Consider the following 13,723-nt stretch of genomic DNA (forward strand, 5'->3'; position numbering starts at 1 on the left):
TTGTCAGGGTTACCCTCCATGCCTACGCCTATCGGCTGGCGTGAGGAAGGGTCTCTCAGACCCACTCAGACCCACTCAGACTTCCTCGGGCTCACTCAGGCGGCCGAATCTCTTCCGTTCAACGGAAGATCTCTATCTCTGCGCCATGCCCAAAACCTACGCTGGCAGCACCGCCCTCAATGACAAGTGTTCGCGATACGAACACTTGTGCAGAATGCGAACAGCCGGTACTCTCGAAAGGGAGACGGTGCCGTTCGCGGGGCACTCGGCAACGAAGCTAGAGGAGGAACCATGGGCGAGCCCGTCAAGTCGTCGGACGCCGCTGCTGATAATCAGGCGATCGTCAGCCAGGAGATCCGGGATCTCGAGGAGGGCTACAAGGCGGCCCGCGCCGCCGGTCAGCCGGCGGAGACGCAGCCGCGCGTCGACTACGCGCCGTACCGCAGCTCGATCCTGCGGCACCCCACGAAGAGCCTGCACCACACGGACCCCGAGACGATCGAGCTCTACAGCCCGGCGTTCGGCCACCAGGACGTGCACGCGCTCGAGTCGAACCTCACGATCCAGCACGGCGGCGAGCCGCTGGGCGAGCGCATGATCCTCCGCGGCAAGGTGCTCGACGGCGACGGCCGCCCCGTCGCGGGCCAGCTCGTGGAGATCTGGCAGGCGAACTCGGCCGGCCGGTACATCCACAAGCGCGACCAGCACCCGGCCCCGATCGACCCCAACTTCACGGGCGTCGGCCGCTGCATCACGGGCCCCGACGGCTCGTACGAGTTCCTGACCATCAAGCCCGGCGCCTACCCGTGGAAGAACCACCTCAACGCGTGGCGCCCCGCGCACATCCACTTCAGCCTGTTCGGGACCGAGTTCACGCAGCGCATCGTCACCCAGATGTACTTCCCGGGCGACCAGCTGTTCCCGCTCGACCCGATCTACCAGTCGATCGTCGACCAGGACGCGCGGGACCGCCTCGTGGCACGCTACAACCACGACCTCACCTCGCCCGAGTGGGCGCTGGGCTACGAATGGGACATCGTGCTCACCGGTGCGAAGCGGACGTGGACCGAGAACGAAGCGTATGGAGAGCAGGGCGAGAATGAGTGAGAAGACCCAGTTGATCGCCACCCCCGGCCAGACGGTCGGCCCGTTCTTCGGCTACGCGCTGCCGTTCGAGAAGGGCGCCGACCTCGTCCCTCCGGGCAGCCCCGAGAGCGTCCAGCTCCACGGCACCGTCTACGACGGCCACGGCAACTCCATTCCGGACGCGCTCGTCGAGATCTGGCAGGCGGACGCGCACGGCAACGTCCCGCACGAGACCGGCTCGCTGGTCCGCGACGGCTACACCTTCACGGGCTGGGGCCGCACCCCGGTGGGCAACACCGGAAAGTACGTCTTCACGACCGTCAACCCCGGCCCGACCGAGCCCGGCAAGGCGCCATTCATCGCCGTCGTCGTCTTCGCGCGCGGCCTGCTCAACCGGCTCTTCACGCGGGTGTATCTCCCCGAGGACACCGAGGCGCTTGAGAACGATCCGCTTCTCGCCTCGCTCGAGCCCGCGCGCCGGAAGACGCTCATCGCCGAGCGCCTCGCGGACGGCTCGCTCCACTGGGACATCCGCCTCCAGGGCGAGGACGAGACCGTGTTCCTGGACTTCCAGGGCTGATCCGAGATGACCGCCGCCTTCGACCCGAGCCCCTCCGATCCTTCGGACCGCGGACTCCTCTCGCCGGTGTGGGCCAACCCGGCCCTGTCCGGTGAGACGGGGGACGCTGCGCTCGTCGCCGCGATGCTCGAGCTCGAGGCGGCGTGGGCGGAGACGCTCGAGGCCGCGGAGCTTGCTGAGGCGGGAGCGGGCGACGCCGTCCGCCAGGGGACGACGGCGGGAGCGTACGACGGCGGTGCGTTCGCGACGTGGCGCCTTGCAGCAGCAGCGCAAGGCGGCGGGAACCCCGTCATCCCGCTCGTGAAGGCCCTCCGCGAGGCCACGCCGGAGCCTGGGCGCGCCGCCGTCCACCGCGGCCTCACGAGCCAGGACGTGCTGGACTCGGCGCTCATGCTCGTGGCGCGGCGTGCCGTCGTCGGGATCCTCGCGGACCTTGCCGCGGCGGCGGACGCGCTCGCGGGGCTCGCAGCCCAGCACCGGACGAGCCCGCAGGTGGCCCGCACGCTGGCCCAGCATTCGCTGCCCTCGAGCTTCGGGCTCAAGGCGGCGAACTGGCTTCAAGGCGTCGCCCACGCGGAGGCGCGCCTCGCGGGCCTGACGTTCCCGATCCAGTGCGGGGGAGCGGCGGGAACGAACGCGTCGCTCGTCGCGCTCGGCGGGGAGCCGGCTGCGCTCGCCGCGGACTGGGCCCACCGGGTGGGGCTCGACGCGGCCGTCGCACCCTGGCAGTCGTTCCGCGGTCCGGTGACAGACCTCGGCCACGCGCTGGCCGCGGCGTGCTCGGCGGCGGGCCACGTCGCGAACGACGTCATGCTGCTCTCCCGCCCGGAGATCGGCGAACTCGGCGAACCGCTCGCGGCGGGCCGGGGCGTCTCCTCGGCCATGCCGCAGAAGCAGAACCCGGCGCTCTCGGCGCTCATCCGTTCGGCCGCCCTCCGGGCCCCCGCCGACGCGATGCAGCTCGAACTCGCCTCCGCGCTAAGCGAGGACGAGCGCACAGGCGGCGCCTGGCACAGCGAGTGGCCCGCGCTGCGGGAGCTCCTGCGCCTCGCGGCGGGTTCGGCCGCGGCGCTGCGCGAGCTCACGGAAGGCCTGCGCGTGTTCCCGGAGCGCATGCGCGCGAACCTCGAACTGAGCGGGCCGCTCCTCGTGAGCGAGCGCCTCATGCTCGAGCTTTCGGGCGTGGCGGAGGGCGGACGGGCTGGCATCCAGAAGGCCGTCGACGCCGCACTCGCCGCTGCGGTCGGCGTAGCCGACCCCGCCGATCAGGCGAGGGCCCTCCGGAAGGCCCTGCGCGCCGTCGTGCCTTATATAGCAGCCGACGACGCGCGGCTCGACGACCTCCTGGACCCCGCCGGGTACCAGGGCGACGCCGCCGGGATCGTGGACCGCGTCCTGGCCGACTACGAAGAGCGTGCGGCCGGGCGCCGCACCCAGCACAACAGGAAGTGAGCAGCACCATGAGCGTGCCACAGATCCGTGCGGTGAGGCTCTCGCCGCGCGAGCACCTGGGGGAGAAGGACCTTGTGGTGCTTGGGCCGTCGCTCGGGACCTCGACAGTCATGTGGGACGCGGCCGCGCGCCTGCTCGGCGAGGACTACGACGTGCTCGGCTGGGACCTCCCCGGCCACGGCGTGTCCCCGGCGGCCGCGCCGGACACGGCGTTCAGCGTGGGCGAGCTCGCCGACGCCGTCGTCGCGCTCGTCGACTCGATACTTCCCGCTGAAGCCTTGCCCGCCGGGGGCGAGCGGCCGGTGCGGTTCCACTATGCGGGCGATTCGGTGGGCGGCGCGACGGGCGCCGAGCTCGCGCTCCGACACCCCGAGCGCCTCCTGAGCCTCGCGATGATCTGCTCGTCGCCGCGCTTCAACGGTGCCGAGGGCTACGCGGAGCGTGCCGAGCTCGTCGCGGAGCAGGGCACAGCCGTGCGCCTCCAGGCTTCCGCTGAGATCTGGTTCGCGCCGGGCTTCCTCGGCGAGCACCCCGCCGAGTCCTCGCGGCTGCTCCACGCGCTCCGAGACGCCGACCGCTTCGGCTACGCCGCCGTGTGCCGCGCCATTGCGGCCTACGACGTCCGCGACCGCTTCGGCGAGATCACCGTCCCATTCCTCGCCGTCGCGGGCGAGTTCGACTCCGTGTGCCCGTTCTCCGAGGCGCAATGGATGGCCGATCGCGCCCAGCGCGGCTCCGCCGTCGAGCTTCCCGGCGTCGCGCACATCGCCCCGACGGAGAACCCGGCGGCCGTCGCCGAGCTCCTGCGAAGCCACTTCGCGGCGGCCTACGAGAGCGAGCGTGCCCAGTGAGCGCGCAGCTTGTGGGCGAGAACTGGGCCGACGACGCGCGGGCCGGCGCCGTCCAGCCCGACGCCACCCAGCGCGACGTGTACGACGGCGGCATGACCGTGCGGCGCGAAGTGCTCGGCGACGCGCACGTGGACCGCGCGAATTCGACGACCGATGACTTCACCGCCGAGTTCCAGAACATGATCACGCGCATCGCGTGGGGTGGCATCTGGACCCGGCCCGGGCTGACGCGGCAGATGCGCTCGGTCGCGGTGCTGACGGCGATGATCGCGCACGGGCACTGGGACGAGTTCGCGATGCACGTGCGCGCGGCCCTCCGCAACGGGCTCACGCGTGACGAGATCAAGGAAGTGATCCTGCAGAGCGCCATCTACTGCGGGGTCCCCTCGGCCAACACGGCCTTCAAGGTGGCGCAAAAGACATTGTCGGAGATCGACGGAAACGGCATTGACGCCGCGGGCAGTAAGGAACAGCAGTGACCGAAGCATTCATCTACGACGCCATCCGCACGCCGTTCGGCAAGTTCGGCGGCGGCCTCGCCGGGGTTCGCCCCGACGACCTCGCGGCGCATATCGTCCGCAGCATCGTGGACCGCGCCCCGGGCCTCACCCCGGAAGCCCTTGAAGGTACCGACGGCAAGCACAGCGCGATCGACGAGGTCATCTTCGGCAACGCGAACGGCGCAGGCGAGGAGAACCGCAACGTTGCGCGTATGGCCACGCTGCTCGCCGGACTTCCGACGTCGATCCCGGGCACGACGGTGAACCGCCTCTGCGGCTCGTCGCTCGACGCCGCGATGATCGCCTCGCGCCAGATCGCGGTGGGCGACGCGGACGTCGTCCTCGTGGGCGGCGTCGAGTCGATGAGCCGCGCGCCGTGGGTGCTGCCCAAGACGGAGAAGCCATACCCGGCCGGGGACATGACGCTCGCGTCGACGACGCTCGGCTGGCGGCTCGTCAACCCGAAGATGCCGTCGCAGTGGACGGTCTCCCTCGGCGAGGCGACCGAGCAGCTGCGCGAGCGGCACGCGATCGGCCGCGATCGGCAGGACGAGTTCGCCGCGCGCTCGCACAACCTCTCCGACAAGGCGTGGAGCGAGGGGTTCTACGACGAACTCGTTGTCCCCGTGCCCGGCACCGAGCTCACGCGGGATGAGGGCATCCGGCCCGGTTCGACCGCGGAGAAGCTTGCGGGGCTCAAGACCGTCTTCCGCCCCGACAACGGCGACCGCTCCGGGTCGACGACGGGCGGCACCGTGACGGCGGGCAACGCCTCGCCGCTGTCCGACGGCGCCTCCGCCGCGCTGCTCGGCTCGGAGGCCGCCGCTGCGACGATCGGCCTCGAGCCGATTGCGCGCATCGCGGGCCGCGCTGCCGCGGCGAACGAGCCGCAGTTCTTCGGCTTAGCCCCGGTCGAGGCCGCGAACCGTGCCCTCGCCAAGGCGGGCATCGGATGGGACCAGGTCGGCGCCGTCGAACTCAACGAGGCGTTCGCGGCGCAGTCGCTCGCGTGCCTCGACGCGTGGAAGATCGACCCGGAGATCGTCAACCGGCACGGCGGCGCGATCGCGATGGGCCACCCGCTCGGCGCGTCCGGCGGCCGCATCCTCGGCACCCTCGCGCGCAGCCTGCAGCGCAGCGGCGAGCGCTGGGGCGTCGCCGCCATCTGCATCGGCGTGGGGCAGGGCCTCGCGGTGGTGCTCGAGAACGTTGCTGCAAAGCAGAGCGCAGAGTAGCCGAGAAGGTACAGGACAGAAAATGCTGGAATTCAAGGACACCGTCGCCGAGGCGGTCGCGGGCGTTCAGGACGGCTCGACGGTCATGATCGGCGGCTTCGGCAATGCCGGGCAGCCGTTCGAGCTCATCGATGCTCTGCTGCAGAGCGGCGCGACGGACCTCACGGTGGTCAACAACAACGCGGGTCAGGCCGACGAGGGCCTCGCGCTCCTCATCAAGGAGGGCCGCGTGCGCAAGATGATCTGCTCGTTCCCGCGCCAGAGCGACTCGTGGCACTTCGACGCGAAGTACCGCGCGGGGGAGATCGAGCTTGAGCTCGTCCCGCAGGGCAACCTCGCGGAGCGCATCCGGGCCGCAGGCGCCGGCATCGGCGGCTTCTTCACGCCGACCGGCTACGGCACGATGCTCGCCGAGGGCAAGGAGACGCGCTTCCTCGACGGCAAGTGGCAGGTCTTCGAGACGCCGATCCACGCCGACGTCGCCCTCGTCAAGGCCCTCAAGGCAGACGGCAGGGGCAACCTCGTCTACCGCAAGACGGCGCGGAACTTCGGGCCCATCATGGCCGCGGCGGCGAAGCACACGATCGTCCAGGTGTCCGAGATTGTGCCGATCGGCGGCCTCGACCCGGAGAACGTCGTGACGCCCGGCATCTACGTCAACACGATCGTGAAGGTGGGCTGAAAGCATGAGTGAACTGTCGACGTCGCCTGTTTCTTCAGATGTGGCGCCCCAAAGCGGGGCGCCCCAGACCAGCACCGAGCCCATCGGCCGCGACGACCTCGCGCGGCTCGTGGCGCGGGACATCGCGCCCGGCTCGTTCGTGAACCTCGGCATCGGCCAGCCGACGCTGGTCTCGAACTATCTCACGGAGGAGCAGAACATCACGCTCCACACCGAGAATGGGATGCTCGGCATGGGCCCGGTCGCGGTGGGCGAGGAGATCGACCCGGACCTCATCAACGCGGGCAAGATCCCCGTGACGGAGCTGCCCGGTGCGAGCTACTTCCACCACGCGGATTCGTTCGCGATCATGCGCGGCGGCCACCTCGACGTGTGCGTGCTCGGCGCGTTCCAGGTCTCCGCGACCGGCGACCTCGCGAACTGGCACACCGGCGCACCCGATGCCATTCCCGCGGTCGGCGGCGCGATGGACCTCGCGACCGGCGCCAAGGACGTCTACGTCATGATGACCCTGCTTACGAAGGACGGGAAGTCCAAGCTCGTGCCGTCGTGCACATACCCGCTCACGGGCGTGGGCTGCGTGACGCGGGTCTACACGGACAAGGCCGTCTTCCTCATCACGGGCGACGGCGTGCGCGTGCGCGAGACGTTCGGCGTCACCTTCGAGGAGCTTCAGGAGCTCATGGACATCCCGTTGCTCGCGGGGTGACCACGTAGGGTTGCCATGACCGTTCCTCTACGGCATAACCGTTCCGCATTAGGCGACGGTCGTGCCTCTCAGGGACGGTTACGCAGACTTCGAGAGGACACGTGATGACCGAGAACCCTGCCGCGGGCGACCAGTTCGTGCAGTCGCTCGCGCGCGGGCTCGCCGTCATCCGCGCGTTCGACGCCGACCATCAGGAGATGACGCTCTCCGAGGTCGCGGCCCGGACCGAGCTGACTCGCGCGACGGCACGACGTTTCCTGCACACGCTCGTCGAGCTCGGGTATATGCGCACGGACGGGCGGCTCTTCGCGCTCACGCCCCTCGTCCTCCAACTCGGGTATGCGTATCTCTCAGGCCAGCAGCTGCCCGAGCTCGCGCAGCCGTTCCTCGAGGACCTTTCGCATCGCGAGGGCGAGTCCACCTCGATGGCTATCCTCGACGGGACCGACATCGTCTACCTTGCACGGATCCACACGCGGCGCATCATCTCCGTGGGGATCTCGCCCGGCACGCGCTTCCCGGCGCATGCGACGTCGATGGGCCGGGTGCTGCTCGCGGCCCTCCAGCCCGCCGAACTCGACGCGTATTTCGCCACCGCCCGCCTCGAACAGCTCACTCCCCGCACACTGACGTCTCGCGAGGCGATCGAAGCGGAGCTTGCGCGCGTCCGCACGCAGGGCTACGCCGTCGTCGACCAGGAGCTCGAGGTGGGCCTTCGCTCGGTCGCCGTGCCCGTCCTCGGCGCCGACGGCCGGACTGTCGCCGCGATTAACCTCGCCCTCTCCGCGCGGCTCGACGGCGACGAGGATCGCAACGCCGAAGTGGCGCGCCTCGTGCCCGAGCTGCGCAAGGCTGCGGCCGACATCGCCGACGCCGCGCGGGCCGCAGGGGTCGCGTAGCCCCTTCCTTTCTCCCCGCGGCAATTGTTCGATTAATGCGGGTCGAACCGCCTGATCGGGGGATCGAGAGAGGGGCGGCTGGATGAAGGGTTCGTCCGGATACAGGATTGAACGGCTGACGGCGCAGCGGCGTGCGCTGGCGGCGGGGCAGGAGCTCGCGCGCAAGCGCCACCTCATGTACGGCCTCGTTGAGGCGGATCTCAGCGTGCCCCGGGGGCTGCTCCGTGAGCATCGTGAACGCACGGGCGAGCGGCTCTCGTTCACGGCCTACGTCGTGACTTGCGTGGCCCGCGCCCTGGCCGAGTTCCCCCAGCTCAATGCGCTCCGGCGTGGACGCTCCCTTGTGTTCCTCGACGAGGTCATCGTCGAGGTGCTCGTGGAGCGGAACGTCGGCGGCCAGTCGGCGGTGAGCTATCTCCCGATCAGGCACGCCGACACCAAGACCCTGCGCGACATTCACCGGGAGATCCGGGAGGCCCAGAACAGCACGCCCGAGGCGATCGCGGGGCAGCGCTGGCTCGATGCCATACCCCCAGCGGTCGTCCCATATCTCATGCGCTGGATGAGTCGGAGCATCCCGTGGGCGCTCCGCCTCGGCGTTGCGGGTGTCAACAACGTCGGGATGGGCGCGGGTGCGGTCGGCTGGGCGTTGAGCCCCGGCGCCGGAACGCTCGCGGTCACCATCGGGAGCATCGGCCCGGAGCCACGGCTGGTGGACGGGCACCTCACGGAACGGGAGATCGGCCGCCTCACCATCACCATCGACCACGACGTTGTCGACGGGGCGCCAGCAGCCCGTTTCACGTCTCGCCTCCTCGAACTCCTTGCCGCGGGGGAGTCGGTGACGTCCGCGACCGGACCGCCCGTTCGCCCCTGACCGGTGCGCGGGACCTACGCCTCTTCTGCCGCGGGCGCGAGCGAGTCATCGTTGCACCACCGAGCCGAACGAAAGTTGAGGTGACCCCGTGGCCAGAGTTCTCATCGCCTACGGAACAACCGAAGGGCAGACCGCGAAGATCGCGGACGTCGTGGCTGACGTCGTCCGGGAGAACGGTCATGATGCCGAAGCAGTCGACGTCACGACTCTGGGGGGAGAAATTCCGGACGTCTACGACGCCGTCGTCATCGGCGCATCGGTCCACGTGGGGAAGCACGACAAGCATGCGGTGGAGTTCGCACACAGCAACCGCTCTGTCTTGGAGCGGCTGCCGTCCGCGTTCTTCTCCGTCAGCCTCGCCGCCCACGGCGACACCGAGGAGGCCGAAAAATACGTCGAGCAATTCGAGACCGAGACGGAGTGGCACCCAGACGCCGTCGCGATGTTCAGCGGGGCCCTCCTGTACACGAAGTACGGCTTCATCAAGCGGCGGCTCATGAAGAAGATCTCGGAGGGAAAGCCGGGGGGACTCGGCCTCGACACTTCGCGCGACTACGTCTACACGGAGTGGGACGGCGTGAAGCGGTTCGCCGAGCACTTCGCGAAGCAGCTGGGCGCCGGAACCTCCTCGAGATAGTCCGTCAGGCCTGCGGCGGCTGCGGCGGGTACGGGGAGTACGGCGAGTTTGGCGGGTACGGCGCGGGTGGCCGGTCGAAGCGCTGGCCCAGGGGGCTGGGCGGCAGGATCATGAGCACCACGAGGGCGATCCAGCCGAGCACGGGGATGAGCGCGAGGAGCAAGAGCCACGCGCTCAGGTTCACGTCATGCAGGCGGCGCGCGCCGAGGGCCAGCGATGGGACCACGGTCGCGAGGAACCACAGGCCGTCCAAGGCCGACGACGTGCTCGTGCTCCCGCCTCCGGTCGACCCTGCGGCGTTGATGATTCCCGAGACGAGTGCCGAGATGAGGAACCACCACCAGTATTCGCTGCGGCTTGCCCGTCCGGAGAAGACCACGTATTTCGTCCAGAAGCGCTTGACTGCCTCGAGAGGGGGCGCCCCGTAGTACGGGAGCCAGAGCGGCACAGGGCCCTGAGAGGCATACGGGGGCTGGTAGGTGCTCATGGGGTCGGCCTTTCGCGCGGCGTTGTTACCGCCATCGTAGGAAGCCCCCGGCGAGGACCGACAGAGCCGAAAGCCCCGGCCTCCCAGCACCCGTAGAGCTGATCATTTTTTCACATAGCTATAGACGACATGTGAATCTGTGGGATAGATTGAACGAGTGATGTTAAGCAAGCATGCTGTCGTGAACAGCATCGTGTCCACGGGTGCCGTGCTGATCGTTCGGCTCGACTCCGCCGAGGAAGCCCTCGCCGTCTCGCGAGCCGCGGTCGAGGGGGGCATTCGGGCCCTCGAGATCACGCTCTCGGTGCCCGACGCGCTCGGCGTCATCCGAACGCTCGCGGCCGAGTACGAGGGGCAGGGGATCGCGGTGGGCGCCGGCACGGTGCTCGACGAGGCGGCGGCCTTCGCGTGCATCCAGGCTGGCGCGCGACTGCTCGTGAGCCCCAACGTGAGTGTCGGGATGATCCGGGCGGCCCACCGCTACGGCGCTGCGGCCATCCCCGGCGCGTACACCCCGACTGAAGTAGTGGCCGCCCTCGAGGAAGGCGCCGACTTCGTCAAGGTGTTCCCGACCGAGAGCCTCGGCCCGAGCCACCTCAAGGCGATCAAGGCTCCGCTTCCCCAGGCCGAGCTCCTTCCAGCAGGGGGAGCCACCCCCGAGAACGTCGCGGAATGGTTCGCGGGCGGGGCGAGCGCTGTCGGGGTGGGCAGCAGCATCACCAAGGCGGCGCGGGTCGACGGCGACTACAGCCGGGTCACGCGGGCGGCCAAGGAGATGCTCTCCGCGATTGCTGCCGCCCGCGCCTGAACCCACTCGAGCCTGAACCCGCCCATCCCTCCCTACCCATCCCGTCCCGCACCCCCACCGTGGGGCATCACGCCCCACCGGCTGCACAAAGGAGTGAAGCAATGGCATCGTCGACCCCAGATCTCACGAATACGAGCGACACCAGACAGCCTTCCGAGACCCGCAAGGCCCTGAGGGTTCGCTGGGCGTTCGTGGCGCTGCTCGTCATCGGCGGCGTCGTCAACTACCTTGACCGGAGCAACCTGAGCATCGCCAACACGACGATCGCGAAGGAATTCGCCCTCAATCCGGTCCAAATGGGTCTCTTGCTCTCGGCATTCTCGTGGCCCTACGCGATTGCCAACCTTCCGGCCGGCTACCTCGTGGACAAGCTCGGCCCTAAGAAGATGTTCGCGTGGGCGGCCGGCCTCTGGTCCCTCGTCTCGGCGGTCTCCGCCGCCGCGAACTCCTTTGGCTTCCTCTACGCGGCGCGCGTTGCGCTCGGCATCGCCGAGTCCCCCTTCTTCACGGCGAGCCTCAAAGTGACCGATCGTTGGTTCAACAAGACGGAGCGGGCGCTTCCGGTCTCGATCGTCAACACGGGCTCGCAGATCGCGAACGCGATCGCGCCACCGCTCCTCACCTACCTCCTCATCACGATGAGCTGGCGCGGCATGTTCGTGTTCATCGCGGCGCTCGGCGTCCTCATCGTGCTCGTGTGGCTCCGCATGTACCGCGATCCGTCGATCCGCGAGCAGATCCTGATCAAGGGCGCTGAGGCGGATTCCGCGGAAGAGGCAGAGAAGAAGTCCGTCAAGCCTGCCGGCTGGGGCGAGCTCTTCCGCCACCGCAACACGTACTTCATGATCCTCGGCGCGTTTGGCATCTTCTACACCGTGTGGGTCTACCTCACGTGGCTCCCGAGCTACCTCCAGACGTCCCGCGGCCTGAGCCTCACCCAAAGCGGCTGGCTCGCCTCGCTTCCGTTCCTGTGCGGCGTGCTCGGCGTCCTGTTCGGCGGGTGGCTCTCGGGCCGCCTCGTCCGCCGCGGCGTCGGTACCGTGCTGGCCCGCAAGGTGCCGATCGTGGGAGGCGCGATCCTTGCCGCCGCCGCCGTCCTGCCGGTCGCCTACGTCGACAGCACGGCAGTCGCCGTCGTCCTCCTCTCGCTCGGCTACTTTGCGGCGCAGGTGCCGATCGGGTGCCTCTGGACCCTCGCGGCGGATATCGCGAAGCCGAACCAGGTGGCCTCTCTCGGCGCCATCCAGAACTTCGGCGGCTTCCTCGGGGCCGCGGTTGCGCCGATCGTCACGGGGGCCATCCTGGCGGCGACGGGCGGCAACTACACGCTCGTGTTCGTGATCGGCGGCGCGCTCCTGCTCGTCGGCGCGTTCTCCTACGGCGTGTTCGTCAAGGACCGCTCCAGCGCCGAGGCCTAGGGAAGGGCAGCATGCCGAGCATCTACTTCGTCATCGGGCCGGCGGGATCCGGCAAGTCCACGGTGGCGAGGCTCCTCGCCAAGGAGCGCGGCGCCGTCTACCTCGACAAGGACAGCCTCGCGACGTACTTCACCGAGGCGCTCCTGACCCAGGCGGGCGGTGATCCGCATGAGCGGGACAACAGCGAGTTCTACCAGCGCACCGTCATGGACCTCGAGTACGCGACGCTGCTGCGGGTGGCCGGGGACAACCTGCGGCTCGGGCTCTCCGTGGTACTGGACGCACCGTTCGTGCGGTACTTCCCGCGCGAGGACTACATCGAGGACGCCGCGCGCACGTACGGCTGGCCGCCCGAGACGGAGGCCGTCGTCGTGCACGTGGTCGCGGGGAGCAGCACGGTCCGGGAACGTGTGACCGCACGGTCCCTCGACCGGGACGCATGGAAACTCGGCCATTGGGACGAGTTCTGGGCGAACGCCCAGGCTGCAGAGTGCGAGTGGCGCGGGGCGCGGCATGTGCTCTTCGACAACAGCGGCGACGGCGTATCGGCGGAGGCCCTGGCCCGGCATCTATGATCGTCGGGGTACGAGGGGAGAGCGCGTGAGCAGTCCGATGATCCCGGAGCAGCGTCAGAAGGAGCTTCTGAGGCTCCTCCGAACCGCGGGTGTCCTCAGCATCCGGGATCTCACGGAGCTCATGAAGGTCTCCCACATGACGATCCGGCGCGACATCTCGAACCTCGAGGAGAGCGGACAAGTCGTCGCCGTCCAGGGGGGCGTACGCCTTGCCGAGCACCCCGGCGTCGAGCCTCCCCCTGAGCGTTCGTCGCGCGCCCAGCTCGAGCTGCCCCGCAAGCGGGCCATCGCCGAACGCGCGGCGACGCTCGTCGAGGACGGCATGGTCCTCTTCCTCGACGCCGGCACCACGTGCGAGTCCGTCGTGCCGTTCCTGGCGGCACGGCGGAACATCACGGTCGTGACGAACGACTACGGAACGGTGGCGGCGCTCTTCGACTACCCGGAGATCGAGACGATCCACACCGGCGGGGTGGTCGACGTCGAAAGCCGCTCAAGCAGCGGCCCCCTCGCCGCAGCGACCCTCGCGTCGGTCAACCTGGACCTGTGCTTCCTCAGCACCGGCACGTGGGACGTTCCGCACGGCGTCACGACGCCGTCCACCGAGAAGGTCGTCCTCAAGCGGGCGGCGATGGCTTCGGCGTCGACGAGCGTCCTGCTCGCAGACACGACGAAGTTCGGCACGTTCGAGCGCTTCAACGTCGTGCCGCTCGCGAAGCTCGATGCGGTGGTCACGGACTCCGACCTCAGCGAAACGACGGGCCGCGCCCTGCGAGACCTGGGCGTGGACCTCCACGTCGCTGAGCTCTGACCCGGTCGGCTGGAGGATCGGTGTAGTAAGCCACAACTCGAGCGCCAGAAGGCGCCTTTAAGGGGCGAGTGGCGCGCGAGTTGTGTCTCTGGAAACCGATCCGTCGGCCCGAGTCG

16 protein-coding genes are annotated in these 13,723 nt (G+C 69.2%); 15 read left to right on the forward strand and 1 reads right to left on the reverse strand.

What is annotated here, in order from left to right; all coding sequences use genetic code 11:
* The first annotated feature begins 291 nt into the window (after positions 1–291).
* From pcaH to SPF06_RS14565, 11 genes are all read left to right on the forward strand, one after another.
* Positions 292–1,107 carry a protocatechuate 3,4-dioxygenase subunit beta gene (gene pcaH / locus SPF06_RS14515; protein ID WP_323279831.1) on the forward strand — a complete coding sequence of 272 codons (816 nt, stop codon included), beginning with the start codon at positions 292–294 and terminating at the stop codon, positions 1,105–1,107.
* Positions 1,100–1,666, forward strand: a complete 567-nt coding sequence (pcaG, locus tag SPF06_RS14520; RefSeq protein WP_323279832.1) for a protocatechuate 3,4-dioxygenase subunit alpha — start codon at positions 1,100–1,102, stop codon at positions 1,664–1,666. The genes pcaH and pcaG overlap by 8 nt, the downstream gene beginning before the upstream one ends.
* A gap of 6 nt (positions 1,667–1,672) precedes the next feature.
* Positions 1,673–3,118 carry a lyase family protein gene (locus SPF06_RS14525; protein WP_323279833.1) on the forward strand — a complete coding sequence of 482 codons (1,446 nt, stop codon included), beginning with the start codon at positions 1,673–1,675 and terminating at the stop codon, positions 3,116–3,118.
* A gap of 8 nt (positions 3,119–3,126) precedes the next feature.
* On the forward strand, positions 3,127–3,969 hold the full coding sequence (locus tag SPF06_RS14530; RefSeq protein ID WP_323279834.1) for an alpha/beta fold hydrolase: 843 nt from the start codon (positions 3,127–3,129) through the stop codon (positions 3,967–3,969).
* Positions 3,970–3,980: 11 nt separating this feature from the next.
* Entirely contained in the window at positions 3,981–4,448 is a 468-nt protein-coding gene (pcaC, locus tag SPF06_RS14535) for a 4-carboxymuconolactone decarboxylase (protein ID WP_323279835.1), read from the forward strand.
* Positions 4,445–5,704 carry a thiolase family protein gene (locus SPF06_RS14540; protein ID WP_323279836.1) on the forward strand — a complete coding sequence of 420 codons (1,260 nt, stop codon included), beginning with the start codon at positions 4,445–4,447 and terminating at the stop codon, positions 5,702–5,704. Before pcaC ends, SPF06_RS14540 begins: the two co-directional genes overlap by 4 nt.
* 22 nt (positions 5,705–5,726) lie before the next feature.
* Positions 5,727–6,386, forward strand: a complete 660-nt coding sequence (locus SPF06_RS14545; protein ID WP_323279837.1) for a 3-oxoacid CoA-transferase subunit A — start codon at positions 5,727–5,729, stop codon at positions 6,384–6,386.
* A 4-nt stretch (positions 6,387–6,390) separates the two neighbouring features.
* Complete coding sequence (locus SPF06_RS14550; protein WP_323279838.1) at positions 6,391–7,095, forward strand: 3-oxoacid CoA-transferase subunit B; 705 nt, start codon at positions 6,391–6,393, stop codon at positions 7,093–7,095.
* Between the two features lie 104 nt (positions 7,096–7,199).
* Positions 7,200–7,994, forward strand: a complete 795-nt coding sequence (locus SPF06_RS14555; RefSeq protein ID WP_323279839.1) for an IclR family transcriptional regulator domain-containing protein — start codon at positions 7,200–7,202, stop codon at positions 7,992–7,994.
* An 82-nt stretch (positions 7,995–8,076) separates the two neighbouring features.
* Positions 8,077–8,871 carry a 2-oxo acid dehydrogenase subunit E2 gene (locus tag SPF06_RS14560; RefSeq protein ID WP_323279840.1) on the forward strand — a complete coding sequence of 265 codons (795 nt, stop codon included), beginning with the start codon at positions 8,077–8,079 and terminating at the stop codon, positions 8,869–8,871.
* A gap of 88 nt (positions 8,872–8,959) precedes the next feature.
* Positions 8,960–9,508, forward strand: a complete 549-nt coding sequence (locus SPF06_RS14565; protein ID WP_323279841.1) for a flavodoxin domain-containing protein — start codon at positions 8,960–8,962, stop codon at positions 9,506–9,508.
* A 4-nt stretch (positions 9,509–9,512) separates the two neighbouring features.
* On the opposite strand, the gene SPF06_RS14570 is transcribed toward SPF06_RS14565, so the two are convergent.
* A complete protein-coding gene (locus SPF06_RS14570) occupies positions 9,513–9,995 on the reverse strand; it encodes a DUF805 domain-containing protein (protein WP_323279842.1) in 483 nt (160 codons plus the stop codon).
* Between the two features lie 181 nt (positions 9,996–10,176).
* On the opposite strand from SPF06_RS14570, the gene SPF06_RS14575 reads away from it, so the two are divergent.
* The 4 genes from SPF06_RS14575 (at position 10,177) to SPF06_RS14590 (ending at position 13,607) form a co-directional block, all read left to right on the forward strand.
* Positions 10,177–10,803 (forward strand): bifunctional 4-hydroxy-2-oxoglutarate aldolase/2-dehydro-3-deoxy-phosphogluconate aldolase, encoded by a 627-nt coding sequence (locus tag SPF06_RS14575; protein WP_323279843.1) that lies wholly within the window; start codon positions 10,177–10,179, stop codon positions 10,801–10,803.
* A gap of 101 nt (positions 10,804–10,904) precedes the next feature.
* Positions 10,905–12,221 carry an MFS transporter gene (locus SPF06_RS14580; RefSeq protein WP_323279844.1) on the forward strand — a complete coding sequence of 439 codons (1,317 nt, stop codon included), beginning with the start codon at positions 10,905–10,907 and terminating at the stop codon, positions 12,219–12,221.
* An 11-nt stretch (positions 12,222–12,232) separates the two neighbouring features.
* Positions 12,233–12,796: a P-loop nucleotide/nucleoside kinase family protein gene (locus tag SPF06_RS14585; protein WP_323279845.1), complete on the forward strand. Its 564-nt coding sequence runs from the start codon at positions 12,233–12,235 to the stop codon at positions 12,794–12,796.
* A gap of 25 nt (positions 12,797–12,821) precedes the next feature.
* Positions 12,822–13,607, forward strand: a complete 786-nt coding sequence (locus tag SPF06_RS14590) for a DeoR/GlpR family DNA-binding transcription regulator (protein ID WP_323279846.1) — start codon at positions 12,822–12,824, stop codon at positions 13,605–13,607.
* Positions 13,608–13,723 lie beyond the last annotated feature (116 nt).

The sequence above is a fragment of the Sinomonas terricola genome (assembly GCF_034931225.1).
GTDB classification, from domain to species: Bacteria; Actinomycetota; Actinomycetes; order Actinomycetales; family Micrococcaceae; genus Sinomonas; species Sinomonas terricola.

Bases quoted from the DNA above. Each gene is read 5' to 3' on its own strand.
- pcaG (WP_323279832.1), top strand. From the start codon at position 1,100: ATGAGTGAGAAGACCCAGTTGATCGCCACCCCCGGCCAGACGGTCGGC.
- SPF06_RS14570 (WP_323279842.1), bottom strand. From the start codon at position 9,995: ATGAGCACCTACCAGCCCCCGTATGCCTCTCAGGGCCCTGTGCCGCTC.
- SPF06_RS14550 (WP_323279838.1), top strand. From the start codon at position 6,391: ATGAGTGAACTGTCGACGTCGCCTGTTTCTTCAGATGTGGCGCCCCAA.
- SPF06_RS14560 (WP_323279840.1), top strand. From the start codon at position 8,077: ATGAAGGGTTCGTCCGGATACAGGATTGAACGGCTGACGGCGCAGCGG.
- SPF06_RS14545 (WP_323279837.1), top strand. From the start codon at position 5,727: ATGCTGGAATTCAAGGACACCGTCGCCGAGGCGGTCGCGGGCGTTCAG.
- SPF06_RS14525 (WP_323279833.1), top strand. From the start codon at position 1,673: ATGACCGCCGCCTTCGACCCGAGCCCCTCCGATCCTTCGGACCGCGGA.
- pcaH (WP_323279831.1), top strand. From the start codon at position 292: ATGGGCGAGCCCGTCAAGTCGTCGGACGCCGCTGCTGATAATCAGGCG.
- SPF06_RS14530 (WP_323279834.1), top strand. From the start codon at position 3,127: ATGAGCGTGCCACAGATCCGTGCGGTGAGGCTCTCGCCGCGCGAGCAC.
- SPF06_RS14585 (WP_323279845.1), top strand. From the start codon at position 12,233: ATGCCGAGCATCTACTTCGTCATCGGGCCGGCGGGATCCGGCAAGTCC.
- SPF06_RS14580 (WP_323279844.1), top strand. From the start codon at position 10,905: ATGGCATCGTCGACCCCAGATCTCACGAATACGAGCGACACCAGACAG.
- SPF06_RS14555 (WP_323279839.1), top strand. From the start codon at position 7,200: ATGACCGAGAACCCTGCCGCGGGCGACCAGTTCGTGCAGTCGCTCGCG.